This window comes from Demequina litorisediminis (genome assembly GCF_030161615.1).
GTDB classification, from domain to species: domain Bacteria; phylum Actinomycetota; class Actinomycetes; order Actinomycetales; family Demequinaceae; genus Demequina; species Demequina litorisediminis.
This window is the reverse complement of the sequence record NZ_BSUN01000001.1, coordinates 1,110,669-1,134,584: the sequence shown is the minus strand read 5'-3', so window position 1 is coordinate 1,134,584 and position 23,916 is coordinate 1,110,669. Positions and strand designations below refer to the sequence as shown.

The 23,916-nt window shown below is 69.7% G+C and carries 23 protein-coding genes and 7 pseudogenes; 21 read left to right on the top strand and 9 right to left on the bottom strand.

Translation table 11 applies throughout. The features are described from left to right. Window positions 1-21 precede the first annotated feature (21 nt). The 8 genes and pseudogenes from QQK48_RS06980 to QQK48_RS06945 form a co-directional block, all read right to left on the bottom strand. On the bottom strand, window positions 22-1,770 hold the full coding sequence (locus QQK48_RS06980; protein WP_284327957.1) for an FtsX-like permease family protein: 1,749 nt from the start codon (window positions 1,768-1,770) through the stop codon (window positions 22-24). Then, window positions 1,748-2,092, bottom strand: coding sequence for a hypothetical protein (locus QQK48_RS06975; RefSeq protein WP_284327956.1), 345 nt, complete (start codon window positions 2,090-2,092; stop codon window positions 1,748-1,750). The genes QQK48_RS06980 and QQK48_RS06975 overlap by 23 nt, the downstream gene beginning before the upstream one ends. Then, window positions 2,089-4,173: an FtsX-like permease family protein gene (locus tag QQK48_RS06970; protein WP_284327955.1), complete on the bottom strand. Its 2,085-nt coding sequence runs from the start codon at window positions 4,171-4,173 to the stop codon at window positions 2,089-2,091. The genes QQK48_RS06975 and QQK48_RS06970 overlap by 4 nt, the downstream gene beginning before the upstream one ends. Further along, a complete protein-coding gene (locus QQK48_RS06965; protein ID WP_284327954.1) occupies window positions 4,170-6,146 on the bottom strand; it encodes an FtsX-like permease family protein in 1,977 nt (658 codons plus the stop codon). Before QQK48_RS06965 ends, QQK48_RS06970 begins: the two co-directional genes overlap by 4 nt. After that, window positions 6,143-6,892 carry an ABC transporter ATP-binding protein gene (locus QQK48_RS06960; protein ID WP_284327953.1) on the bottom strand — a complete coding sequence of 250 codons (750 nt, stop codon included), beginning with the start codon at window positions 6,890-6,892 and terminating at the stop codon, window positions 6,143-6,145. Before QQK48_RS06960 ends, QQK48_RS06965 begins: the two co-directional genes overlap by 4 nt. 177 nt (window positions 6,893-7,069) lie before the next feature. Then, window positions 7,070-7,736 (bottom strand): annotated as a pseudogene (locus QQK48_RS06955) (response regulator). A 33-nt stretch (window positions 7,737-7,769) separates the two neighbouring features. Further along, window positions 7,770-8,246 (bottom strand): annotated as a pseudogene (locus QQK48_RS06950) (phosphoribosyltransferase); the annotation flags it as partial. Further along, on the bottom strand, window positions 8,243-9,031 hold the full coding sequence (locus QQK48_RS06945; RefSeq protein ID WP_284327952.1) for a sensor histidine kinase: 789 nt from the start codon (window positions 9,029-9,031) through the stop codon (window positions 8,243-8,245). The pseudogene QQK48_RS06950 and the gene QQK48_RS06945, both read right to left, overlap by 4 nt. 84 nt (window positions 9,032-9,115) lie before the next feature. Here QQK48_RS06945 and QQK48_RS06940 point away from each other — a divergent pair, with 84 nt between their 5' ends. Then, complete coding sequence (locus tag QQK48_RS06940; protein ID WP_284327951.1) at window positions 9,116-9,811, top strand: hypothetical protein; 696 nt, start codon at window positions 9,116-9,118, stop codon at window positions 9,809-9,811. A gap of 79 nt (window positions 9,812-9,890) precedes the next feature. Here the strand turns inward: QQK48_RS06940 and QQK48_RS21435 are convergent, their stop codons facing one another. Beyond that, a complete protein-coding gene (locus tag QQK48_RS21435; RefSeq protein WP_431308302.1) occupies window positions 9,891-10,106 on the bottom strand; it encodes a hypothetical protein in 216 nt (71 codons plus the stop codon). 64 nt (window positions 10,107-10,170) lie between these two features. On the opposite strand from QQK48_RS21435, the gene QQK48_RS21430 reads away from it, so the two are divergent. The 20 genes and pseudogenes from QQK48_RS21430 (at window position 10,171) to purM (ending at window position 23,634) form a co-directional block, all read left to right on the top strand. Then, window positions 10,171-10,524 carry an AIR synthase related protein gene (locus QQK48_RS21430; RefSeq protein ID WP_431308301.1) on the top strand — a complete coding sequence of 118 codons (354 nt, stop codon included), beginning with the start codon at window positions 10,171-10,173 and terminating at the stop codon, window positions 10,522-10,524. Then, window positions 10,521-10,859 carry an AIR synthase-related protein gene (locus QQK48_RS21425; RefSeq protein ID WP_431308406.1) on the top strand — a complete coding sequence of 113 codons (339 nt, stop codon included), beginning with the start codon at window positions 10,521-10,523 and terminating at the stop codon, window positions 10,857-10,859. Before QQK48_RS21430 ends, QQK48_RS21425 begins: the two co-directional genes overlap by 4 nt. Continuing rightward, window positions 10,825-10,965 (top strand): annotated as a pseudogene (locus QQK48_RS21420) (AIR synthase-related protein); the annotation flags it as partial. The gene QQK48_RS21425 and the pseudogene QQK48_RS21420, both read left to right, overlap by 35 nt. Continuing rightward, window positions 10,940-11,854 carry an AIR synthase related protein gene (locus QQK48_RS21415; protein WP_431308405.1) on the top strand — a complete coding sequence of 305 codons (915 nt, stop codon included), beginning with the start codon at window positions 10,940-10,942 and terminating at the stop codon, window positions 11,852-11,854. The pseudogene QQK48_RS21420 and the gene QQK48_RS21415, both read left to right, overlap by 26 nt. After that, window positions 11,745-12,078 (top strand): annotated as a pseudogene (locus tag QQK48_RS21410) (AIR synthase-related protein); the annotation flags it as partial. The gene QQK48_RS21415 and the pseudogene QQK48_RS21410, both read left to right, overlap by 110 nt. Before the next feature lie 142 nt (window positions 12,079-12,220). Next, window positions 12,221-12,652, top strand: a complete 432-nt coding sequence (locus QQK48_RS06930) for a hypothetical protein (protein WP_284327950.1) — start codon at window positions 12,221-12,223, stop codon at window positions 12,650-12,652. Further along, window positions 12,546-13,288: pseudogene (locus QQK48_RS21405) on the top strand (sugar-binding domain-containing protein); the annotation flags it as partial. The gene QQK48_RS06930 and the pseudogene QQK48_RS21405, both read left to right, overlap by 107 nt. Further along, on the top strand, window positions 13,265-14,251 hold the full coding sequence (locus tag QQK48_RS06925) for a glycoside hydrolase family 2 TIM barrel-domain containing protein (protein ID WP_431308404.1): 987 nt from the start codon (window positions 13,265-13,267) through the stop codon (window positions 14,249-14,251). The pseudogene QQK48_RS21405 and the gene QQK48_RS06925, both read left to right, overlap by 24 nt. Continuing rightward, on the top strand, window positions 14,152-14,793 hold the full coding sequence (locus QQK48_RS06920) for a DUF4981 domain-containing protein (RefSeq protein ID WP_284327948.1): 642 nt from the start codon (window positions 14,152-14,154) through the stop codon (window positions 14,791-14,793). The genes QQK48_RS06925 and QQK48_RS06920 overlap by 100 nt, the downstream gene beginning before the upstream one ends. Continuing rightward, on the top strand, window positions 14,787-15,407 hold the full coding sequence (locus QQK48_RS06915) for a beta-galactosidase small subunit (RefSeq protein WP_284327947.1): 621 nt from the start codon (window positions 14,787-14,789) through the stop codon (window positions 15,405-15,407). Before QQK48_RS06920 ends, QQK48_RS06915 begins: the two co-directional genes overlap by 7 nt. Before the next feature lie 89 nt (window positions 15,408-15,496). Beyond that, window positions 15,497-16,408 (top strand): hypothetical protein, encoded by a 912-nt coding sequence (locus QQK48_RS06910; RefSeq protein WP_284327946.1) that lies wholly within the window; start codon window positions 15,497-15,499, stop codon window positions 16,406-16,408. 27 nt (window positions 16,409-16,435) lie between these two features. Then, window positions 16,436-16,867 carry a sterol carrier family protein gene (locus QQK48_RS06905; protein WP_284327945.1) on the top strand — a complete coding sequence of 144 codons (432 nt, stop codon included), beginning with the start codon at window positions 16,436-16,438 and terminating at the stop codon, window positions 16,865-16,867. Window positions 16,868-17,078: 211 nt separating this feature from the next. Further along, window positions 17,079-17,351: a hypothetical protein gene (locus QQK48_RS06900; RefSeq protein ID WP_284327944.1), complete on the top strand. Its 273-nt coding sequence runs from the start codon at window positions 17,079-17,081 to the stop codon at window positions 17,349-17,351. Continuing rightward, a complete protein-coding gene (locus QQK48_RS06895; protein WP_284327943.1) occupies window positions 17,348-17,710 on the top strand; it encodes an extracellular solute-binding protein in 363 nt (120 codons plus the stop codon). Before QQK48_RS06900 ends, QQK48_RS06895 begins: the two co-directional genes overlap by 4 nt. Then, window positions 17,667-18,455, top strand: a complete 789-nt coding sequence (locus QQK48_RS06890) for a hypothetical protein (RefSeq protein ID WP_284327942.1) — start codon at window positions 17,667-17,669, stop codon at window positions 18,453-18,455. The genes QQK48_RS06895 and QQK48_RS06890 overlap by 44 nt, the downstream gene beginning before the upstream one ends. A 705-nt stretch (window positions 18,456-19,160) precedes the next feature. Next, window positions 19,161-19,508 carry a carbohydrate ABC transporter permease gene (locus tag QQK48_RS06885; RefSeq protein WP_284327941.1) on the top strand — a complete coding sequence of 116 codons (348 nt, stop codon included), beginning with the start codon at window positions 19,161-19,163 and terminating at the stop codon, window positions 19,506-19,508. A gap of 99 nt (window positions 19,509-19,607) precedes the next feature. Further along, window positions 19,608-20,537 (top strand): carbohydrate ABC transporter permease, encoded by a 930-nt coding sequence (locus QQK48_RS06880; protein WP_284327940.1) that lies wholly within the window; start codon window positions 19,608-19,610, stop codon window positions 20,535-20,537. Between the two features lie 84 nt (window positions 20,538-20,621). Continuing rightward, a complete protein-coding gene (locus tag QQK48_RS06875) occupies window positions 20,622-20,984 on the top strand; it encodes a hypothetical protein (protein WP_284327939.1) in 363 nt (120 codons plus the stop codon). A 69-nt stretch (window positions 20,985-21,053) separates the two neighbouring features. Then, window positions 21,054-22,532: pseudogene (purF, locus tag QQK48_RS06870) on the top strand (amidophosphoribosyltransferase). Then, window positions 22,529-23,634: pseudogene (gene purM / locus QQK48_RS06865) on the top strand (phosphoribosylformylglycinamidine cyclo-ligase). The pseudogenes purF and purM overlap by 4 nt, the downstream one beginning before the upstream one ends. Window positions 23,635-23,916 lie beyond the last annotated feature (282 nt).

The window sequence follows — 23,916 nt, the reverse complement described above, 5'->3', positions numbered from 1 at the left end:
CTCCCGCAGGAACGCCAGCGCTCATCGGGACTGCTGAGCGGGGGCCGGCCGACGGTGCGTGCGCTCCCCGGCGGCGCGCACGGCCCAGGCCAGTGCGGCGCCCGCGGCGATCACGACGAGTCCCAAGCCCACCAGCAGCACCGTATAGAGCGCGCTCGTGGAGGGGTCGGGGAAAAGTGGCCAATCTTCCTGCGAGGTGCGGATCAGGACGATGGGGAGGGTCGCGGAGAATGCCATCACGGCGCCTGCGACCACGCCGAGGCACTGGGGGAGTGCGGTGCGAAGGAACTCCGCGCGTTGCGCGTCGCGTGCGTCAATGCCGAGAGCGCGAGTGGTGGCTTCCTCGCCCGAGGCGAGCCCTCTACTGCCCGCGATGATCGCGCCCGCGAGGACCTGCAGCGCCACCATCACCGCCAATGCCGTTCGCCATGAAACCGGAGCGGCCACAAGCCACCACCCGGCGACATCAACAAGAGTCGACCATGTGACGTCCGATGTCGCGTACGCAGACCACCCGAAATCCGCGGAACCCGGTCCAGACATCGTGGCCGTGATGGCGACGAGCACGCCTGTGGTGAGGAGTTGCACCAGCAGCAGCGAAGCCGCTTGGCGAGGGTGCGCGAGGAGGTCGAGCCCTGCGCGCACCGCTGAGGGGGCGCCCCGTCGCGAGAGCCAGCGCCCAAGTGCCGCAGCCGTTCGGCGGGACGCCTCGATCATGCACGCGAAGCCTGCGACGGCCGCGGCTGCACCGCACAAGCCAGGCCACCATGAACCTCGTCCGTCGTCGAGTGCCATCAACACGATCGCGGCGCTATACGCCGTCACGGTGAACGCCACGACGGGCCACACGCGGACGTGCCGTGTGAGTTCCGCCTCGTCGACAGCGGCCGCATCCTTCAGTGCCGATGCGGGGCTCACCCTGGCGGCGAGCGCAGCAGGAATCGCGGTGACGACGAGGCCGAGCGCGAGGCCCCCGACGAGTGCCGTAATAAGGGTGGCCGGAGGAACGATCAGCGACACATCGGGCGGTGCGGTGTGTGAACTCAGCACCCTGTCGAGATTCACCGACGCGACGCCGAGCCCGACCCCGAGCCCGGCAAGGCCGCCTGTGAGACCGACGACTGCGCCCTCGCCGAGGGTCGCGACCGCGATCGAAGAGCGAGACGCGCCGAGTGCCCGTGCGGTGGCAGTCCAGCGTGCACGACGCTCCGCCTGGCTACGCCCAACAGCGACCGCGGCCACGACGGTGCCGAGAGCGAGAACGGCGGCAAGCATGATGGCGGGGCCGGCCTGTGAGTCGCCCAGAGACCATCGCGGGTGGGGGAAGGGGAACCACGCTTCGGTCGTGACGGTGGAGGTCTCCCACGTGAACTCCACCTGGGGGAACGAGTAGCCCTCCCACCCGTACACGGTTTGTGCTGCGACGCTTGCGGCGAGGACCGGATCGTCGGTGGCGAGGGCGGTGGTCGCGTCCCGCGCCCATTCCTCGTTCCAGCCGACGGCATCGACAACGAGCCCCGAGATCTCGCGGGTGCCCGCGCCGACCTCCTCATACGTGTCGTCGTCGTGCCACACCGAGTAGCCCACCTCGACGAGGTCGCCGATGCCGACTCCCCAGGCGGATGCGACCGTGGAGGGAATCGCGATCTCGCCGTCGCCGGGCGCTGCACCCTCGGAGAGTCCCACATCCCACGGGACGGCGCCCGCGTATGTCCGCACGTCGGCCACGCCGTAGGCCTGGTCGGTGTCAACAAGGGGTGCGATCCGCACGGAGTCCGCGCGTTCGGAAGCCTACCAACCGGGCACCCTCTGCGTTCGCTTGCGCCACGAAGTCCGCGATCTCATCACGCGTCATGGGCGTGCCCCAGTCGGAAGCGATCAGGTCGTTGCTGTGGTCCTCGACCACGGCTGCTGTACCCGCGAAGTCCCCATGGCCCTGCAGTACCGCCGCCTGCTGCGCGAGCGCCTCGTCGGTGAGGTTCGCCGTCCACGCATAGGCGGCAAACCCTGCTGCGCCCGCGATGAGCACCGTCATCCACACGAGCGCCCCGCGCTGCGCCCGAAGCTGTTCCCGCAGCAGCGTGCCGATCATCGTGCCCCCTCCCTCTGCGCTTCGCGCAACTCATCCACCGGCGTGCCCGTCGCCATGGAGCGACCCGCCCATCCGGCGACGAGGGCAGCCGCCGTGACCGCGACCACGCACCCGCCGATGACGACCAGCCACGGGACAGTCGTCAGCCCGTGCGCCAGGTGCCAGCCGATCTCGCCCGCGTCGAACGGAGCGCCCGGAGCGAGCAGGAAAGGGTTGCTGAATGCCAGCGCCAACCCCACCCCCAGGAGCGTCCCTACCCCTGCCGCAGAGCCGACAGTCACGACCGCCTCCCACCTGGGCGCGGCACGCAGAGACCGCGGGGTCGCCCCGAGCGCGGCGAAAGTCGCCAGGTCGCGTCGTCGACTTGTGGCCGATGCGTGTGCCACGCCGGCGGCCAACAACACCACCACGGCGGCGCCGATGCCCCCAAGAACGACGGCGAACCCATGGCTCGGCAGGACCAGCCATCCGCTGTCAGTGGCGGTCGAGAGGACGAACCCCCGTCCGTCGGGGACGGCGGCGTCGATCGCCGCGATCACGTCCGGCGACGGCATGCCGAACTCCTGGTCGGGGGCCCCGGCGCTCAGCACCACGAGCGCCGAGACGGGGGCCTCGCCCCAGATGTCGCGCGCCCACTCGCCGTCGACAGTCGTGATGGGAGCCTCAGAGTCCAACCCGAAGACGGGAGTGTGGCCCGCCCACGTGGTGATGGTCCCCACGCCGGTGGGGGCTCGTGGAACGAAATCCTCCCCGGGCAGGTATTCCTCGTCGCGGCCGCCGAGCAGGACTCCGGAAGCGAGCCCCATGGTGCGGTACGCGTGGGGCGCGACGGCGTCGGCATCGGCCTGGTCCACCGCCAACACCAGTTCCGCTGTCGCCACCTCGCCGAGGTCGCGGGTCCCGTCACTGAGCGTCACCGTCTGTGGAGCGCCGACTAGGACCCGCGCGGGGATCACGCGTAGGCGAGGATCATCCGCGAGGGTGGCGATCACGTCCTGGTCGAGGCCGATGCGGCTGAGCCCCGTGGGAAGTCCCGACTCCGCCCACGGGTCCACGGAGGTCACGATGGCGACGGCATCCACGCTGAGCGCAGCATCGATGTCTGCCTCTGAGGCGCCACTTGCGCCCCAACTCCACGCCCACAGGGTGGCGACGATCGCCGTCACCGTGAGGACGCGCCGCCGCGTCGCCGAGGGGCGCGCGAGGCCGTCCGCGGCAAACGCCCGTCCGCCGGTGGTGTCGCCACGGCCCAGAACGGCCGATGCCGTCCTCACCGCTCGCTCGGAGGCCCACCTCAGCAGGCGAAAGGCACACCAGACCGCCGCCACGGCGGCAACCATCAGGCCTATGTTCTTCGCCCACACGAGGTCACCGGGCGATTCGAGATTCTCCGACGCCCACGCGTCGAGCGGCACCGTCCGGTTGAGAATGACGAGCGCGAAGCCAAGGACACTCGCGACGACCGGCACCGCGCGTGCAACGCGGTGCCATGCCCGCGGTGGCAGTGACGGCGCGGCCACGTCGGTATCGCCTGCGACGGCGCGCGCCATCGCATCGGGCGCGCCCTTGGTGAGCGCCGCGTACGCCAGGACGCCACATAGCCCTGCGAGTGCCGCGAACCCGGCGAACACGGCGACAGCCCACGCCACGGCTCCCCACTGGAGCGAGGGGTCGCCCGGGAGTTCTTGGGAGGACATCGGCGAGAAATCAGAGGCGGCCTGCGCGAGTGCAAGCCCCACGGGGACACCCACCGCTGCGGCGATTGCCCCGTCACGGGCGCTCGCGACCGCAGCGGTGCGCAGGATGTCGCGCCGCGTCGCGCCGAGCGCCATCCGTGTTGCCAGACCATCGCGCGCGCTCACCAACCCCAGGCGCAGGAACAACGTCGCAAGGATGCCGACGATCACGAGCCCGGGAATGCCATAGAAGAACAGCGCCATCAGCCACGGAAGCCATGCCGGCCCCGTGCCGTCGTCAAAGGTCCCCAGCGGGGCCCACACGGGGCCGGCCATCCACGCCCCAAACCCTGCACCCAGGGCGAGGACCACGCCTGCCGCCCAGCGCATCGGCCCGGTGATCACGGCAGACCCGCCTTCTGCGCCTCCACCAATTGGGCCGCGGGGCTGAGCCTGTCGAGTCGAATGCGGATGACGCTGGCGCCGATGGCCGCGAGCGCGGCCGCGCCCACCACGAGCGCCGCGAGCATGCCCCACGGCACCACCGAGAGAGTGAAGCCCACCGCGGCCAACACCTCGCCAGCGCCGTGAGGAGCCGTGCCGAAGAAGGCGTCGAGGAGAACTCCCACCGCGGCGCCTCCCACGACCCCCGCGGCACCGGCCGTCAGCACACCGATGCCCGCCTCGAGAGCGGTCGCGCCCCTCAAGGCTCCGGGTGTTGCCCCAAGCGCGAGGAGTGTCGCGTGGTCCTTGGCGCGCAGGCGCTGTGACGACCATGCGAGCGCGATCACCATGGCGATGGCGACCAGGAGGAAGCAGCCCGTCACGAGAGCCGTCTGCGCAAGGCTCTGCGAGTACACCGCAAGGTCGTCAGGGTTGAACGTGACGGTCTCGACCGCGGCGAGGTCGTAGTCGGCGAGGACGTCGCTGACCGGCACGTCCCCTGCGGGATACAGCAGGAGCGCCGCGGTGGGAGCGGCGCCCCAGGTCGATTCCGCCCAGTCCCGGTCGACTCCCGACCACGGTCCGGTGGACCCGTACATCGTGGTCTCGCGCCGCTCGCCGTCCATCTGCACGTAGGAATCATCGGCCGCAAAGGCGCCGACGCTGCCCACCGTCCACGACTCCCACTCGGTGGCCGGACCCATGCCCAGAGCCACCCGAGCATCGGGCTGCAGTGCGCTGATGGCCGAGCCGTGCACGGCGAGGAGCACGTCCTGATGCGTCTCAGTCTCCGAAGACTCGGCGTCGATGGGGACCTCGCGTGGGTCAGTAGTGAGGACCCCGGCGCTGAGGACGGTGAGGCGTTCGTCGCTGCGAAGATCAGCGATGAGGTCGCCGGGTAGCGAGGCGGCCCACCCGGGCGTCTGGAGGCCATCCGCCCAGGCCAGGGTGTCGAGCCGCACGCTCGAGACCGTGGCGTGTGGCGACAAATCCGAGGCCACCGCGTCGCGCCCCCACGTGCCGGACGAGAGCACGGTCATTGCCGTGGAGAAGCCCATCACGACCACCACCGTCAGCATCGCGGCGGTGCGCATCGGCGTGGGGCGCGAGAGGGCATCGTGCGCCAAGGCGCGGGCGCCGCCCGGCTGTGCACCGGCCGCGACCGCACGACTGAGTCCGCGTGCCGAGACGATGCCGAGCCGCGCGCCGCCATACGCGAGCACACCCGGGACGGCGAGGTAGAGGAGCGCGAACAGAACTGACGACGCGACCCACGTCACGGCCATACGCCAGCCAGACACCTCGAGGTCCGTGTCGCCGCCCACGGCCCACAGTGCGACGCCGGCTGCCACAGCGAGCGCGACGCACCACACGGCGACCTTGGTGAGCGTGCGCCGCCTCCCGCGTCGCGCCTCGGCTCGGGGCAGCGGTGCCCCCGATGCGACGTGCGCCACCGATCCTCGGGTGGCCCACGAGGCCACGAGCGTGTAGGCGCCTACCAGGGAGATCGCTCCCACGGCGAACACCGTGAGCCACAGCCACAGCGCGTTGGCATCCCAGTATCCGGGGCCGAACCCTTCCCCCAGTTGCGCGACGACGGCCCCCAGGCCAAGGCCGATGCCCGTGGCGGCAAGGCCTTCGCGCGCTCCCGCGCGCACGTGCGCCCTGACAAGCTGCCTGCGGGTGCTTCCGAGCGCGAGCTCCGCGGCGAGGTCCGTCCGCCGCGTCGAGATCCACATGCCTCGGAATGCGGCGGCGGTACCTCCCATCAGCGCGATGAGGAACGGCGCGTACAGAATGACAGCCAGGTACGACCAGAAGATGGAGTAGATGCCGTCATCGATGCCGCTGTCCCAGACCACCCACAGTGGCGGCCCCGCCGCCGTCATGAGCAGGGTGGCGACCAGGATGATGACCGGCGGTACCCACCTCAACGTTCGACCCCGGCCAGCGCGTCCAACCCAGCCAGCACCGACTCCGGCGTGGGGTCCGTGATGTGGCCCTCGACCCGGCCGTTCGCGAACAGCAGCACGCGGCCCGCGTAGGACGCAGCGGTGGGATCGTGGGTCACCATCACCACGGACTGCCCCAGTTCGCGGCACGACGTCCTCAGGTGCGAGAGGATCTGCGCGCTCGCGTGGGTGTCGAGGTTGCCGGTGGGCTCGTCTGCGAGCACCACGCGCGGCCGGGTGATCAGCGCGCGGGCGATGGCAACCCGCTGCTGCTGACCACCCGACATCTCATAGGGCCGCCGGTCGAGTTCGCGCTCGATCCCCAGCATCTCGACGAGGGTGGCAAGCCATGCCTCGTCCTGCGGGAGCCGGTTCAGCCTCAGCGGAAGCACGATGTTGTCGCGCCCGCTCATGGTCTGGATGAGGTTGAAGCCCTGGAACACGAAGCCGACCACGCGGCCGCGTACCTGGGCAAGTTTTTTGTCTGACAACCCGGTGAGTTCGTCGTCGCCGACCCACACCTCGCCGCTGTCGGGCCGGTCAAGTCCGGCCAGCAGATGCACCAGCGTGGTCTTGCCGGAGCCGCTCGGCCCCATCACGGCGGTGAGCACGCCTCCGGGAATGTCGAGGTCGACATGATCGACGGCGGTGACGGCACCCTCGCCGGCCCCATACGTCTTCGTGAGCCCTCGTGCCGTCAGCGCGACGGGCGTCGTTGCATCCCCCATGGCGGTCACGCTACGCGGACGGGGCGTGCGCTCGCGTCAGCCCGGGGCATCGATTCGCGTCATACCCAGGTATGACGGAGCGATGGGCGCGGGCGCGCACCTTTCGACGCCGAAAGAGCGCTGACGTTCCTACAGGAGCTCGTCGGTGCCCAAAATGAGCGCTGACGTTCCTAGCGACTAGGAGCCGGCCCGGACCAGGCCGACCTCGTAGGCGGTCACCACGGCCTGCACACGGTCGCGCGCGCCCAACTTGGCGAGCACGCGCCCCACATGGGTCTTGACCGTGGGCTCCGCGAGGAACAGTTCCGCGCAGATCTCGGCGTTCGACCGGCCACGCGCCATGAGTACCAGCACCTCGCGCTCGCGGTCGGTGAGGCTGTCGACGGCCGATGCCGCGGCGGGCTCGCCCGGGTCGGGCACCGAGGCGGCGACGGTCGCCAGGAGCCGCTTGGTCGACGAGGGCGCGATAACGGCGTCGCCCGCGTGCACGGTACGGATCGCGGCGAGCAGGTCCTCGGGCGGCGCGTCCTTGAGCAGGAATCCACTGGCTCCCGCCTTGATCGCGGCGACCACGTACTCGTCGAGATCGAATGTGGTGAGCATGACGACGCGGGTGCATGACGCGTCCGCAACCCGGGAGCACGCCTCGATGCCATCCATCCCCGGCATGCGGACATCCATGAGGACGACGTCGGCGGGTGGCTCAAGAGCGGAGAGCGCGGCCACGGCAGCCGCACCATCGCCCGCCTCGGCCACTACTTCCATGTCGTCCTGGGACTCGACCACCATGCGGAATCCGGCACGGATGAGGCTGCTGGTCGTCGACCAGGGCGACGCGGATCATGCCTGGATGCCGAGGCTCCGGGTGCGCCTTGCCGGGGGTCACGGGCGGCAGCGCAGACCAGGGGAACGTGATCCACAGGTCCGTGCGCTTCCACACGTAATCCGGGTCGATGACGGAGCGTGACTTCGCGTAGAGGACCACGGTGCGGACCTCGGCGGCGTGAGCCTCCATGAGCCGCTTCACGAGGGCAAGCGTCTCGCCCGTGTCCGCCACGTCATCGGCGACGAGCACCTTCAGGCCCTGCATCGCGTCGGTGTCGAGCAGAGGAGGCAGCACCACAGGCTCGGGGAGACGCTCGTCGACGCCCGTGTAGAACTCGACGTTGAGCGTGCCCACGCCCTTGGTGCCCAGCGCGTACGAGAGCGCGCCGCCCACGGGGAGGCCGCCGCGCGCGATGGCGACCACCACGTCGGGTTCGTAGCCGTCATCGACGACCATCTGCGCGAGTTCGCGCGACGCGTCGCCATAGCCCTGCCAGGTGAGCACCTCGCGCTCGGGGGAGTCAGTCATGGCGCAAGTATGGCCGATGCCTCGCGAGAGGTCAGCGGCAGCCTCGCCTTCACCACGAACCCGCCACCGGCGCGCGGCCCGGCGCTGAGGGTGCCGCCGAACACGGTCGCACGCTCCCGCATGCCGGCGAGGCCTTGGCCGTCGCCGTCGTCGCGGGCGCCAGCGCCGCGGCCGTCGTCGGACACGATGAGGGTGACGGCGTCGGCCTCCCAGGTGAGTTGCACGAACGCCTTCGCGGCGGGACCACCGTGCTTCAACACGTTCGTGAGGCCCTCCTGCGCGATCCGGTACAGCGCCAGGCCCGCGCCGATCGGCAGCGTGCGGGGAGCCCCCGTCGTCACAAACGAGCAGTCCAGGCCGCCGTCGCGCGTGGCAGCCACCAGGGCAGGGATGTCGTCGATGCTGGGCTGCGGGCCGAGCGCCGCGTCCTCGTCTCCGATGCGCAACAGACCCAGCAGGGCACGCATCTCCGTCAGGGCAGCGCGGGACACGTCGGCGATCGTCTCGAGTGTGTGGGCAGCCTTGGCGGGGTCGGTGCGGGCGGCGAAACGGCCGCCGTCGGCCTGCGCCACCACCACGGACAGCGTATGTGCCACCACGTCATGCATCTCGCGGGCGATGCGGGCGCGCTCGTCCGCGGCGGCGAGCGCACGCTCGGCCTCCGTGTCCCGCACCAGTTGGCGCTCGAGCCGGTAGGCGTGGCGGCGCGCCGCCTGAAGGCGTACCGCCACCAACGCGAGGCCGAGCAGCGCTGCCAGCAAAGCGCCCGTGAGGAGCCACACCATGGCCCCACCCTAGGCCGCGCGGGCACATCGACGGCCGTCCATGCGTTGATACCGGTGAGGGGAGCGGACACGAAGGAAGTAGTGATGATGTTCCACCCGCAGAGCCCGGCCTGGATCCCTGACGAGCCTGAGGCCCCTGCCGACGCGCGGCACGCATCGCACGAGGCCTTCGCGACGTGCGGGCCCGCGAACGAGCCAGGGTTCACTCACCTCCTGACCGGTGACCTCACCTCGCTGCCGGCGACCTTCCCCCGCATGCTCGAGGCCGCCGACGGCGTCGAGAAGGCCGTCGCCGTAGGAACCGACCGCTTGTACGTGGTCGCTCCCTTCGCGACCGCCGATGAACTCCTCGTTCTCGCGCAGGCTCTTGCGAATCCCTGGGAAAGTGCCGATAGTGCCGTTATGGCATCCGGCGATGGAGACAGGCGCCTCGAGGCACTCTCGCGTCTCGCGGACGACTTCGGCGACACCGCGGCCTTCGAGCCTGCCGTCGCCAAGGCGCCGTCGTCGCTACCGGGGCGCGGTGTGGTCGGCGAGTGGCCGCCGGTGCCCATCGACGACGCCGGACTCCTGGACTGCGGCACCTCACGCCGCGATGGCTTCACGCACGTGCTGTGGGTGGACCGCGGCGCGGTCCCAGGAGACCTCGCCGAACGCGTGGCGGGCCTCCCCGGCGTGGCCCGCATCGAGTGGGAGGGCACCGAATTGCTGCACCTGGAGGCGCACGGCGCCACGCACGCCGACCTCCTCGCCGAGGCGCGCTCCGTCGCACGTCGCTGAGCCGCAGCCCCTCGCCCCAGCATCGGCCCTGCGTGCGCCCGGCCGCCGGTACTCTTGACCCGTATCCGACCGCGCCGCCCTAAGGGATGACATGACCGACGCTCGTGACCAGCACCTCGACACCGTGGACAACGCCGCGGCCACCCCGGACCAGGAGATGCCGTTCGCGGAGTTGGGCCTCAAGCCCGACGAGTACCAGCAGATCGTCGGCCTTCTTGGCCGCCGTCCCACCGCCGCGGAGCCTCGCGATGTACTCCGTGATGTGGTCCGAGCACTGCTCGTACAAGTCGTCCAAGATTCATCTCAAGCAGTTCGGCGAGAAGACCACGCCGGAGATGAAAGAACGCCTCATGGTCGGCATGGGCGAGAACGCTGGCGTGGTGGACATCGGCGACGGCTGGGCCGTCACCTTCAAGGTCGAGTCCCACAACCACCCGTCCTACGTGGAGCCCTACCAGGGTGCCGCGACGGGCGTGGGCGGCATCGTGCGCGACATCCTCGCGATGGGTGCGCGCCCGATCGCAGGCATGGACGAGCCTGCGTTTCGGCGACATCGACCACCCCGACACGGCACGCGTGGTGCACGGAGTCGTGGGCGGCGTCGGTGGCTACGGCAACTCGCTGGGCCTGCCCAACATCGGTGGCGGCTCGCTGTTCGACAAGAGCCTTCCAGGGCAACCCGCTGGTCAACGCCCTGTGCGTGGGCAAGATGAAGCACGAGGACATCCACCTCGCGTCCGCCGAGGGCGTGGGCAACAAGGTGGTCCTGTTCGGCGCCCGTACGGGCGGCGACGGCATCGGCGGAGCCTCGATCCTTGCCTCCGAGACCTTCGAGGACGGCGTCCCCGCCAAGCGCCCGTCGGTCCAGGTGGGCGACCCCTTCATGGAGAAGGTCCTCATCGAGTGCTGCCTCGAACTGTTCCACGCCGACGTGGTCCAGGGCATCCAGGACCTCGGTGCCGCCGGTATTTCCTGCGCCACGAGCGAGGCTCGCCTCCAACGGCTCGGGTGGCATGCACGTGTGGCTCGACGACGTCCTGCTGCGTGACCCCACCCTGAACGCGGGCGAGATCCTCATGTCGGAGTCGCAGGAGCGCATGATGGCGGTCGTCACGCCCGAGAAGCTCGATGAGTTCATGGCCATCACCGCGAAGTGGGACGTCGAGTCCTCCGTGGTCGGCGAGGTCAACGACTCGGGCCGCCTCACCATCGACCACCACGGCCAGCGCATCGTCGACGTTGACCCGCGCACCGTCGCCCACGAGGGCCCCACCTACGACCGTCCGTACGCTCGCCCCGCGTGGATGGACGCACTGCAGGCCGATGCCTTTGCGGCCGAGCTCCCGGCCACCGGCGACGACCTCCGCAAGGCGGTCGTCGACCTTATGGCGAGCCCCAACCTCGCGGACCGCTCCTGGATCACGAACCAGTACGACCGCTACGTGCAGGGCAACACGGCCTCGGCCCGTCCCGACACCGTCGGCGTGGTGCGCGTCGATGAAGAAACCGGCCGCGGCGTCGCGATCGCCACGCGCTCGAACGACCGCTACACGAAGGCTCAACCCTTACGACGGTGCCCGCCAGTCCGTGGTCGCTGCCTACCGCGCGGTCGCCATCGCGGGCGCGACGCCCACCGCCATCACCGACGGCCTGAACTTCGGCTCGCCCGAGGACCCCGATGCGATGTGGCAGTTCGTGGAGGCCATCCGCGGCCTCGCGGACGTGTGCCAGGATCTCGGCGTGCCCGTCACGGGCGGCAACGTGTCGCTCTACAACGGCACCGGTGAGCCCGGCCGCATCGACTCGTCGATCAACCCCACGGCCATCGTCGGCATGCTCGGCATCCTCGACGACGTGGACCGCGTCACCCCGTCCGGCTGGCGCCAGGACGGCCTCATCCTCTACGTGCTGGGCACCACCGGGGCCGACCTCGATGGCTCGCGCTTCGCGGAGCCTGAACGGTCACCTTGGTGGCGCGGCCCCCGCGGTGGACATCGCCGCGGAGAAGACGTTGGCCGAGGTCATGGTCGCCTCGTCCCGTGATGGCCTGGCCGACGCGGCTCGCGAGATCGGCGAGGGTGGCCTCGCCGCCGCGCTGGCCCAGGCGTCGCTGCGCTACGGCGTGGGTGCGCGCATCGTGCTCGACGAGCCTGTGCGAGCGCGATGGCGTGTCCGCCGCGCAGGCGCTGTTCTCGGAGACGCAGGGCCGGGTGCTCGTGGGCGTGATCCGCGAGGACGAGCCCCGCTTCACTGCGATGCTGGAGGCCCGCGGCGTCCCCGCCGTGCGCATCGGCTACTCGGTGCCGGAGGCGTCGCTGGAGGTCCAGGGTCAGTTCGACCTGCCGCTCGAGGAGCCTGCGTTCGGCCTGGTCGGAGACCATTCCGTCCCGCTTCGCCTAAGTCTCCACCGTGACCGATCCGGCGCGTCCGCTGCGACGGCGCCGGGCCGCGCTGTGGGGAGCCGCTGCGGCCGCCGTTGCGGCCGTGGCCCTCGTGCTCGCATGGTCGGGCCGTTCCGCGGGACCGTGGGACGCCGATCCGGGCACGTTTGAGGTCCACCGCCTCGCTGCGACGGCGCGGACGGTGCCGCAGTCGGGGCTCGAGGCCGCGCTGGCGGCCGACGATTCCGATTCGCCTTGGCTCCTGTCGCTCAACGGCACCTGGGACTTCACCTGGTCGCCGAGCCTTGAGGACGCTCCCGCGGACTTCTGGGAGCCGTCCGTCGACACGAGCGATTGGGGCACCGTGGAGGTGCCGCATCAGTGGCAGGCTCGACGGGTACGGCAACGCGTCCGATGGCGACATCGTCTACCTCAACGAGGCGCACCCCTGGCAGGGTGAGGAACGCATCGACCCGCCCCAGATCCCCGTCGACGGCGCCTCGATCGGCTCTTACCGGCGCGAGGTTCAGGTGCCCGATGCCTGGGACGGCCGCCGCACGGTCCTCGCCTTCCAGGGGGTCAAGTCGGCGTTCACCGTGTGGGTCAACGGCGTCGAGGTGGGCTACAGCGAGGACAGTACGCGCCGGCCGAGTTCGACGTCACGGACGCGGTGGTGCCCGGCGCCAACGTGGTGGCGGTGCGCGTGCACCGCTGGTCGGACGGCTCGTGGCTCGAGAACCAGGACCAGATTGACCTCTCGGGCATCTTCCGCGACGTCGAGCTCTACTCCACCCCCTCCACGTACCTCGACGATCACACGGTGACCACGGAGGTGGCCGACGGCGGCGCCACCGCCACCGTGACGTTCGCCGCCGAGGTGGCGGGGGCATCGGCCGCCGGCGCGACTCTGACGGCGACGCTGTACGACCCCGACGGGGTCGAGGTTGTGTCGACCACCACGAGCGGCGCAACCCCGACCGGCGTGCTCGAGGTCCGCTCCCCGAGCCTGTGGACCGCGGAGACCCCGTCGCTGTACTCCCTGGTCTACGAACTCGCCGACGCAGACGGCACCGTGACGGAGACGCTGGGCACGCGCGTGGGCATCCGCGAGTTCGCGATCGTCGACGGCGTCATGACGCTCAACGGCCGCCCGCTGGACATCAAGGGCGTCAACCGAGGGGAGATGCACCCGGACGTGGGGCAGGCCATGACGGAGGAGATCATGCGCGCCGATCTCACCGCGATGAAGCGCGCCAACATCACCGCCGTGCGCACCTCCCACTACCCCGCGCACCCACTGCTGTACGCCCTCGCCGACGAGATCGGCCTGTACGTCATGGACGAGGCGAACGTCGAGAGCCACGATCAGCGCCCGTTCCCCGGTGACTCTCCTGCGTGGTCTGCGGCGGTCCTCGATCGCGTCACCAGCATGTACGAGCGCGACAAGAACCACGCCTCGGTGCTGTGGTGGTCGCTCGGCAACGAGGCGGGTAGCGGGCAGGTGTTCCAGGATGCCGCCGACTGGCTGCGCGACGCCGACCCCACGCGTCTGGTGCATTACCAGGACGACTCCTCGGTGGCGGACATCGATGGCGTCTTCTACCCGTCCGTGAGCGACGTGCGCGAGCGCGCTGAGCAGACCACCGGTCGCCCCTGGATCATGACTGAGTATCAGATGGTCATGGGTAACGCCGTGGCTGGGATGACCGAGTACTGGGACGCGATCGATTCGAACCCGGAGATGCAGGGCGGCTTCATCTGGGACTGGGCCGACCAGGCGATCAGGGTGCCGCTGGACGGCGGCTTTGCCGCGTTGCCGCTGGGGGAGACGGCCGATGTCGACACCTACCTCTCGTACGGCGGCGACTGGGGCGATGGCGCTACCGACGGCGGCTTTTCGCTCAACGGCCTGGTCAATCCCGACCGCGTGGCGCAGCCGAGCCTGCGGCCGTCGCCGCCGTGTATGCCCCGTTCGAGATGGATGTGGCCGATGCCGCGCTCGGCGCGGTTGGCGTCTGCAACGAGAACCTTGTCACCGACCTGGACGAGTACGCGGTGACCTGGACGCGCGAGGTGGATGGCGCGGTCGTGGCCTCCGGCGGCCTCGACTGGGACCTCGCGGCGGGGGAGTGCGGCACGCTGGCGCTTCCTGCCGAGGCAACCTCGGTGGCGAGCGCCGATGCCGGTACCACCGTCGCGCTCACGCTTGCAGTAGCGCTCGCGGAGGACACCACGTGGGCCGAGGCCGGCCACCTGGTTGCCTCGCAGCAGGCGGTCCTGCGGGACGCCGGGGTGCCGGTCGCGGCGACTCCCGCGACGTCCGCGGCTGACGGTGTGCTCGACGTGGCAAGCGCCGGCGGAACCCTCACCGTGACGGGCGAGCGCGTCAGCGTGGAGATCGACGAGGCGGCCGGCGCGGTGACCTCGGCGGTGCTCGACGGAGTCTTGGTGGTCCAGGGCGGCATCGGCCCCGACTTCTGGCGCGCGCCTACCCAGAACGACCTGATGAACGGGCTGGCCGACGGCGCCTACACCTGGCACGACGCGGTGAGGAGCCCGACGCGGTCGAGGTCACGCGGCCAGACGATGCGACCGTGGTGATCGACACCGCGTACACCCTGAGCGTCGCAGGCAAGCCCGGTGCCCGGATGACGACGACGGTGCGCGCGGACGGCACCATCGAGGTCGCGATGGCCTATGCCGGGTCGGAGCAGACCCGCGAGATTCCGGCCGTCGGCACCGCGCTGACTTTGCCCGGCGACCTCGCCACGCTGACCTGGTTCGGCGACGGCCCAGGCGCCTCGTACCGTGACCGCACCGAGGGCACCGCCCTGGGACGCTGGAGTTCGACCGTCGACGACTCCCTGTTCGCGCACGTGGTGCCGCAGGCGGACGGCAACCACACCGACGTCCGATGGTTCGCGGTGACGGACGCCGACGGCGCGGGGCTGCTGGTGACCGCGCTCGGCCAGTCCGTCGAGGCGGCGGCATTGCCCGCCACGGATGACGCGATTTCTGCCGCCCGTCACCAGCACGAGGTCGAGCGCGATGGCGCCACCCACCTCGCGATCGACGCCGCGCAGGCCGGGGTGGGATTCACGTGGGGCGAGAACCCGGTGCCCGGCTATTCGGTGAATGCGACGGAGCCGCGCGAGGCGCACTACGTGTTGAGCGCCCTTCAGGCGGGGGACGCTTCCAGCAACACGTCGGAGTAAGCGCCGACCCTTGACCGCGGGCAGGCCGCTCCCTAGATTTCGTCGCAGGCGCCGCTTGGCGCCGACGAGGGGGAACCATGCTGAGGGTGATGACGTGTGCCATGACGGGGGTACTTGTCCTCGCCGCCTGTGCCGCGCCCGTGGACAGTGCAGGTGAGCCGTCGGCCCCCGCCGCGCCGGTGGAGGCCTCTGTCGTGGCGACGCCCGAGGGTAGCGCGGTCCCGTCTCCACTTCCAGCGGTCATCGAGCTCCATGCGCAGGGACCCGGCGCCGGAGCCGACGTGATCGACTCCGACGGGGATGGCATCGCCGACGATCTCGAGCGCGACCTTGGCACCGACCCCACGTCCCCGGACACGGACGGTGACGGGCTCACCGACTTCGATGAGGTCATGCTGTCATTCACGGACCCCGCCCTTTCCGCCACCTATGACGGCGTGCCGGACACCGAGAGCGACCTGGACAACGACGGCCTGGGCTACCTCGAGGAGGTGGAACTCGGCACCGACCCCACGTCCCCGGACACGGACGGTGACGGTATCGACGACGGCGCCGAGGTGGCGGCTGGAACCGACCCGGTGGACACCGACAACCCTGGCCCGGCGACGCTCGACGGGCAGGTGCTCATCTACGACGGCGGCGAGGACGAGGTCAGCATCACCGCCGACGTGGACGCCAAGGCCGTACCTCAGACCCGCGGCGGACCGGACAACGGCCACGTGGGGTGGGTGGATGTCCCCTCGATGCTGACCGGGCCCGCCTTTGTGGACGTTGCGGAGGACGCCACCGAGGTCACGTTCGTCTACCCACCTCAGGTGACGGACGGACGCGTGCCCGCCGAACTGCTGGTCGCCTACGAGACCATCGAATCGATGGTGTTCCTCGAGCCGGTCGAGGGAACCGAGCCCGGCGAGGCTCGCGTCACCGTGACGGTCGACGCCGACGACATCCCCACGGTGGTGTTGCTGGACCGCGAGGCCCATCTCGCGCTGCTCCAGTAGCCCCAGCGCTGTGACACGCTAGGAAGCATGCCCGCTCCCAGGACGCCCCGCCGCCGGATCGACATCGATGCGGGCCGTGCCGCCGTCCACGCCTGGCGGGGCTCCGCCAGGGAGCCCGACCTGCACGCCCCGGAGGCCGCGACGGCCCGTGACGCGGCCCCCGCCATCGACCGCGCCACCCTCGCCACGGCCGTGCGCTTCACGCTCGAAGAGTTGGCCTCGCGGGCGCCGGGCAACTCGCTCGAGGTGCGGGTGCCGCCGTTCGGCGCCACGCAGTGCATCGAGGGCCCCGTGCATCGCCGTGGCACCCCGCCGGCCGTGGTGGAGATGACGTCCGAGGTGTGGCTCGCCCTGGCGACGGGCCGCCTCGCGTGGGCCGATGCGGTGGCCGTGGGCGACGTCGACGCGTCGGGCGAGCGCTCGGACCTGTCGGCTCTCCTGCCGCTCATCGCCGAGTGACCAGGACCAACGCCAACCGACCGGGGCATCGGCCGTGAGGAAAGTCACGATTCGGTGACTTACCGCTTGCCTCTTGGCAGGACACCGTCCGCGCCCCTAATGTGGCATGCAAGCGCTTGCGAAGGAGCAGAGTAACTCGTTTCGTGAACGCCGCTTCGGTGTTGTCGCACGCGATGCCGAAGCCCACTCAATGAGGAGGAGGGTGCTTCCCATGAAGCGACGTTTTATTGCCCCGCTCGCCGCCGTCGCGGCCTCGGGGCTCGTGCTGGCGGGCTGTTCGTCCGACAGCGACCCGGAGACCAGCGGTACCGCAGGTGGGTCCACCGATGGCGGCGAGGTGGTCGCTGGTTGTGAGGACTACGCCACGTATGGCACGTTCGACGGCTCGGCCGTCGAGGCTCTACGGCACCATCTCGGGCGTGGAGGCCGAGCAGGCTCACCGAGTCGCTCGCGACGTTCGAGGAGTGCACCGGCATCGATGTGACCTACAACGGCTCGGACGAGTTCGAGACCGAGATCAACGTCCGCGTCGAGGGCGGCAACCCGCCCGACCTCGCGATCATCCCGCAGCCCGGTCTGCTTCAGCGCGTGGTCGGCACCGGCGCCGTGGTCGCGGCCCCCGAATCGGTCTCCGCCAACGTTGACGAGTTCTGGTCCGAGGACTGGAAGAACTACGGCACCGTGGGCACCACGTTCTACGCGGCGCCGCTCATGGCATCGGTCAAGGGTTGGGTCTGGTACTCGCCCACCGAGTTCTCCGAGAACGGCTACGAGGTCCCCACCACCTGGGACGAGGCTCATGACGCTCACCCAGACCATGGCGGACAACGGCGGCTCCGGTGACGCCTACAAGCCCTGGTGCATCGGCTTCGAGTCCGGCACCGCCACCGGTTGGCCGGGCACCGACTGGATCGAGGACCTGGTCCTACGCCAGCAGGGTCCCGAGGTCTACGACCAGTGGGTCGCTGGTGACGTGAAGTTCTCGGACCCCGAGATCAAGGCGGCTTTCGAGTCGTTCGGTGAGATCGCCACCAACCCCGACTTCATCAACGGTGGTCTTGGTGACGCGGCATCGATCGTGGACACGGCCTTCCAGGAGGCCGGACTCCAGATCCTCGAGGGCAACTGCTCGCTGCACCACCAGGCATCGTTCTACGAGGCCCAGTGGCCCGAGGGCACCACGGTTGCCGAGGACGGCGACATCTGGGCCTTCCTCACTCCGAACGTGAACGCCGATGACGGTGCCGCCGTCACCGGTGGTGGCGAGTTCGTCGCCGCGTTCAACGACAAGGAGGAGACCCAGGCGCTCCAGACCTTCCTGTCCTCGGACACGTGGGCCAACGAGCGCGTCTCCATCGGCGGCGTGATCTCCGCCAACAAGGGCCTCGACCCCGCCAACGCGTCCAGCCCCATTGGACAGGCGTCGATCGAGATCCTGCAGGGAGAGGACACCACGTTCCGCTTCGACGCCTCTGACCTCATGCCTGCCGAGGTCGGCTCGTCCGCCTTCTGGACGGGCATGAACGATTTCGTGGGAGGTACCGCGCTCGACACGGTGCTCACGGACATCGACAACGCCTGGCCGTAAGTCCACGCTGACCTGCCCGGTGGGGCCTCGCGCATCGCGGGGCCCCACCGGGCTCGTCCACTTGACGGAAGGAGTCGACGATGGGGTCGACGGAACTGCTGGCGGCGGGGCTGAGGGTGCCCGCTGCCGACCTGGGCGCGGACTTCTGGGCGGACCAGGGAAAGAACCTGCTGTTCGGTGCCGTCGCGATCGTGGCGTTCATCGCGATCGTGGCGCTGATCATGTTTGGTGCGGATCTCATCAAGGGCAGGGCCCGCGACAGGGTGCAACTGGTGGTGCTGGTCGCCCCCGTGCTCATCCTGCTGGGCATTGGCCTCGTGTACCCCGCGATCGACACCGCATGGCTGTCGTTCAACGAGATCAGCCAGGAGCCGGATCCCGACACGGGCATCTACACCACCGCGATGTCCTTCGTGGGGCTCGATAACTATCGCTTCGCGTTCACCGATCCCGGCACGCTGCGCACCATCCTCAACACGTTCGTGTGGATGATCCTGGTGCCGCTGCTCTCGACCGGCTTCGGTCTCGCCTATGCCGTCTTCATCGACAAGGCCAAGGGCGAGAAGGTGCTGAAGTCGCTGGTGTTCATGCCCATGGCGATCTCGCTGGTGGGTGCCTCGGTCATCTGGGGCAACATCATGTACGACTACAACCAGGTGGGCGAGCAGACGGGAATGCTGAACGCCCTGCGCGAGCCTGTTCGGCATGGACCCCTACAACTTCCTGCGCGACAACCCGTGGAACACCTTCTGGCTCATCGTCATCCTGGTGTGGATTCAGACCGGTTTCGCGATGGTGATTCTCTCGGCAGCCATCAAGGGTGTCCCGCCGGAGATGAACGAGGCGGCGTCTCTCGACGGCGCCAACGCGTGGCAGCAGTTCTGGAAGATCACCATGCCGTCGATCCGCTCCACGATTGTGGTGGTCCTCACCACGATCACGATCATGGCGCTCAAGGTTTACGACATTGTCCGCACGGTCACCCAGGGCCGTGATTCCACGGACGTGGTCGCCAACCGCATGTACGTGCTGAGCCTTCGTGGAGGGCCGTGAGGCGCTCGGTGCGGCGCTCGCCGTGATCCTGTTCATCTTCGTCATCCCGGTCGTCATCTACAACGTGCGATCGCTCAACAAGGTGAAGGAGACCCACTGATGAGCGCCACCGAGTCACTCGAGCCCGCGGTCGTTGACCCCGCGCCCAAGCCCGACCGCGCCGCCAAGGCCAAGGAGCGGCTGTCCAGCCCGTGGGCCACCGCCGCCGCGATCATCATCGCGGTGGTGTGGACCATCCCCACGGTCGCGCTGTTCATGACATCGCTCATTCCTGGCGACCGGTATCGCACCGACGCCTGGTGGACGGTCATGGCCGACGGTGGTCTCACGTTCGCGAACTTCAACCAGGTGCTGTTCGACTCGTTTGGAGACAACTCGACGGCACCGCCGCTGCTCGAGTACGTCTTCAACTCGATCGTGGTCACCGTGCCCGCCGTGGTGTTCCCCGTGGTGCTGGGCCTCATGGCCGCGTACGCGTTCGCGTGGATCCCGTTCAAGGGCTCGAACTTCCTGTTCGTGCTCATCTTCGCGCTCCAGGTGGTGCCGCTGCAGGCGGCCCTCATCCCGCTGCTGCGCATCCTCGGCCCCGAGAACCTGGGACTGGCGGGGGAGTTCTCCGGGGTGTGGATCGCTCACACCATCTTCGCCCTGCCGCTGTCGGTGTTCCTGCTCCATAACTTCGTGGCGCACATCCCGCGCGAAGTGCTGGAGGCGGCCCGAGTCGACGGCGCGAGCCACACGCAGATGTTCTTCCGGATCATCATCCCGCTGTCGCTGCCGGCGGTCGCATCGCTCGCGATCTTCCAGTTCCTGTGGGTGTGGAACGACCTGCTGGTGTCCGCGGTCTTCGGCTCCGCCAACACGTACCCGCTGACGTACCCGATCTCGAACCTCGCGGGTGACTACGGCCAGTACGCGTACCTGGTGCCGCCCGCGGCATTCATCTCGATGATCATTCCGCTCATCGTGTTCTTCTCGCTGCAGCGCTACTTCGTGCGCGGCCTCCTGGCGGGCTCGACCAAGGGCTGACATGCGGCCGATGCCGGGGCGGGGCGCCGTACGGCCCTCACCCCGGCATCGGCCCTGCAGCCGGCGACGCCTACACTGGTCCGCGTGAGCGAGCAGCAGCCTTCCCCCGAGCCTGACGAGCAGGCCGCGCCGGCCGACTTTGATGCCGCGGACCGCCAGGTCATTCCTGCATCCGTGCGGCGTGCGCCCAAGTTTGCGCCGTTCATCGCGACCGGCGCGATCATCGGCGTCGTCGCGGGCCTGCTGTGCGGGTTCCTGCTGCCCAACTCGACGGGAGTGGGCCGCGGCACCGTCGCGCTGCTCGTGGCGAGCGGCTTCGCGGTCCTCGGCGTCGTCATCGGCGGCGTGATCGCTGTGATGCAGGACCGGGGCACGCCTCGTGAGCTCAAAGCCATGAAGGAGGCCGAGGCGTCTCGTGCCTCCGACGGCGACGCCAGCGGCTCCTGAGCGGGGCAGGGGCGCATTGGCCATGTGGGACACTTATCCGGTGATCTCCCGCCCCCAGGAGGACTGCTGATGGCCCGCGGCGATGGCCGACTCTCTCACGACCTGCTTCCCGGCGAAAAGGGGCCGCAGGACGCCTGTGGCGTCTTCGGTGTCTACGCTCCCGGCGAGGAGGTGGCGAAGGCTCACCTACTTCGGCCTCTACGCGCTGCAGCACCGCGGCCAGGAGTCCGCTGGCATCGCCACCTCGGACGGCGACAAGATCCTGGTCTACAAGGACATGGGCCTCGTCTCGCAAGTGTTTGACGAGGCCGCGCTCGAGGCGCTGACCGGCCACATGGCCGTCGGTCACGCGCGCTACTCGACCGCCGGCGCGTCCACCTGGGCCAACGCCCAGCCCACCCTTGGCCCCACCAAGAACGGCACCGTCGCGCTGGGGCACAACGGCAACCTGACCAACACGCATCGGCTCCTTGAACTTGTCGAGGATCGCCTGGGCGTCGAGCGCCGTGCGGAGATGCACGCGGGCGGCTCGACCGACACGATGATCCTCACCGCCCTGTTGGGCTGGGATCGCCACGACACCATCACCGAGACCGCACTGGAACTGCTGCCCCATGTGGAGGGCGCGTTCTCCCTGGTCTTCATGGATGAGAACACGCTGTACGCGGCGCGCGACCCCCAGGGCGTGCGCCCGCTGGTGCTGGGCAAGATGCCGTCGGGCGGCTGGGTGGTCGCCTCCGAGACGGCCGCGCTCGACATCGTGGGCGCCGTTCAGGAGCGCGAGGTCGAGCCCGGCGAGTTCCTCACCATCAACGCCGACGGCGTGCACTCGCAGCGGTTCGCCGATGCCGCCCCCAAGGGTTGCGTCTTCGAGTACGTGTACCTCGCTCGCCCCGACACCAAGATCGCGGGTCGCTCGGTCCACGCCAGCCGCCTCGAGATGGGCCGCCAGTTGGCGCGCGAGTACCCCGTGGACGCCGACATGGTGATGCCGACCCCCGAGTCAGGCACCCCTGCGGCCGTGGGCTACGCCCAGGAGTCCGGGATCCCGTTCGGGCTGGGCCTCGTGAAGAACGCCTACGTGGGACGTACCTTCATCCAGCCCTCCCAGACGCTGCGCCAGGCTCGGCATCCGCCTCAAGGCTCAACCCGCTGCGCGAGCAGATCGAGGGCAAGCGCCTCGTGGTGGTGGACGACTCGATCGTGCGCGGCAACACCCAACGCGCCGTGGTCGCGATGCTGCGCGAAGCCGGCGCCGCCGAGGTCCACCTGCGGATCTCGTCGCCGCCCATCGAGTGGCCGTGCTTCTACGGCATCGACTTCGCGACCCGCGACGAACTCATCGCCGTCGAGTACTCCGTCGACGAGGTCCGTGAGCACCTGGGCGCTGACTCCCTGGGCTACATCTCCGTCGAGGGCATGATTGCGGCCACCGAACAGCCGCGCGAACGCCTCTGCACCGCCTGCTTCACCGGCGAGTACCCCATCGAGCCGCCCGTGAACGCCCGTCACCTGCTCCTCAACCAGGCCGTGGAGGTCTCTTCGTGACCGAGCCCATCACCTACGCCGGCGCCGGCGTCGACACCGAGGCGGGCGACAAGGCCGTCGAGCCGATGAAGTCCGCAGTGGCTCGCACGCATGGCCCCGAGGTGCTCGGCGGGGTGGGCGCCTTCGCGGGTCTCTTCGACGCGTCCGCGCTCAAGGCGTACGACCGCCCGCTGCTCGCCTCGTCGACCGACGGCGTGGGCACCAAGATCGTGATCGCGCGTGCGCTCGATGTGCACCACACCATCGGCCAGGACCTGGTCGCGATGGTGGTGGATGACATCGTGGTGTGCGGCGCCAAGCCGCTCGTCATGACCGACTACATCGCCTGCGGCAAGGTGGTGCCCGAGCGCATCGCCGACATCGTCCGCGGCATCGCGGAGGGTTGCGAGATCGCGGGCGTGGCGCTCGTGGGCGGCGAGACCGCCGAGCACCCGGGCGTCATGGACGAGGACGATTACGACGTGGCTGGCGCCGCCGTCGGCGTCGTCGAGGCGGCCGATGTGCTGGGCGCCGAGCGCGTCCGCACCGGCGACGTGGTGGTCGCCATGGCCTCGTCCGGCCTGCACTCGAACGGCTACTCCCTGGTGCGCCGCGTGGTCTCTCACGCCGGCTGGCAGGCTCGAGACCCACCTCGACGACCTGGGCCGCACCGTGGGCGAGGAGCTCCTCGAGCCCACCCGCATCTACTCGCAGGCTGTGCGTCTCGCTCGCGGCCTCCGTGCCCGGCCTGCGCGCCTTCTCGCATGTCACCGGCGGCGGCCTCGCCGCGAATGTGGCCCGCGTTCTTCCTCAGGGCCTCGCCGCCAATGTGGCGCGCGATGCGTGGGATCTGCCCGCCGTGTTCTCCGTGGTGCAGGCCGCAGGCAACGTGCCGTGGAACGACCTCGAGTCGACGCTGAACATGGGCGTCGGCATGGTCGCCGTGGTGGCCCCCGAGGATGCCGAGGCGCTCATGGCGGCCTCGCGCGTCGCGGGCGTGGACGCGTGGGTGCTGGGTGATATCACCGAGGACGACGGCCGCATCGCCTCTCCCGACACCATCCGCGGCGCCAAGGGCGTCGACGGCGGTGCGGTGTACCTGAGCGGCGCGTACCGGGCGTAGGTCCCGCATCTCCTACGGGTCGTCCAGTGCTCGCCTTCGCGCGAAACCGGACACTCAGTGACTCGTAGGACGCACCGGTAGACGCCGAAAGCGCACCGACCCGAAGGCCAGTGCGCTCAGCGGGTGTTCAGGAGGTGTGACGGAGCGAGCGCCTAGCGCTCGTCGTCGTCCGCCCAGCGGTCGTACTTGTCGTCGGTCTCATCGGGCTCCTCGGCGGAGTGGCCCACAGGCTCTCGCTCGAGGTCGCGAATGTCGCTGCCATGGTTCGAGTACTTGAGTGAC

Coding starts and splice junctions, on each gene's coding strand:
- QQK48_RS06960 (WP_284327953.1), bottom strand. CDS start 6,892: ATGGGGGATGCAACGACGCCCGTCGCGCTGACGGCACGAGGGCTCACG.
- QQK48_RS06905 (WP_284327945.1), top strand. CDS start 16,436: ATGCCCGCTCCCAGGACGCCCCGCCGCCGGATCGACATCGATGCGGGC.
- QQK48_RS06975 (WP_284327956.1), bottom strand. CDS start 2,092: ATGATCGGCACGCTGCTGCGGGAACAGCTTCGGGCGCAGCGCGGGGCG.
- QQK48_RS06890 (WP_284327942.1), top strand. CDS start 17,667: ATGACGCTCACCCAGACCATGGCGGACAACGGCGGCTCCGGTGACGCC.
- QQK48_RS21415 (WP_431308405.1), top strand. CDS start 10,940: ATGAGTTCATGGCCATCACCGCGAAGTGGGACGTCGAGTCCTCCGTGG.
- QQK48_RS21430 (WP_431308301.1), top strand. CDS start 10,171: ATGGGCGAGAACGCTGGCGTGGTGGACATCGGCGACGGCTGGGCCGTC.
- QQK48_RS06900 (WP_284327944.1), top strand. CDS start 17,079: ATGAAGCGACGTTTTATTGCCCCGCTCGCCGCCGTCGCGGCCTCGGGG.
- QQK48_RS06940 (WP_284327951.1), top strand. CDS start 9,116: ATGATGTTCCACCCGCAGAGCCCGGCCTGGATCCCTGACGAGCCTGAG.
- QQK48_RS06910 (WP_284327946.1), top strand. CDS start 15,497: ATGACGTGTGCCATGACGGGGGTACTTGTCCTCGCCGCCTGTGCCGCG.
- QQK48_RS06880 (WP_284327940.1), top strand. CDS start 19,608: ATGAGCGCCACCGAGTCACTCGAGCCCGCGGTCGTTGACCCCGCGCCC.
- QQK48_RS06885 (WP_284327941.1), top strand. CDS start 19,161: ATGGACCCCTACAACTTCCTGCGCGACAACCCGTGGAACACCTTCTGG.
- QQK48_RS21425 (WP_431308406.1), top strand. CDS start 10,521: ATGAAGCACGAGGACATCCACCTCGCGTCCGCCGAGGGCGTGGGCAAC.
- QQK48_RS06945 (WP_284327952.1), bottom strand. CDS start 9,031: ATGGTGTGGCTCCTCACGGGCGCTTTGCTGGCAGCGCTGCTCGGCCTC.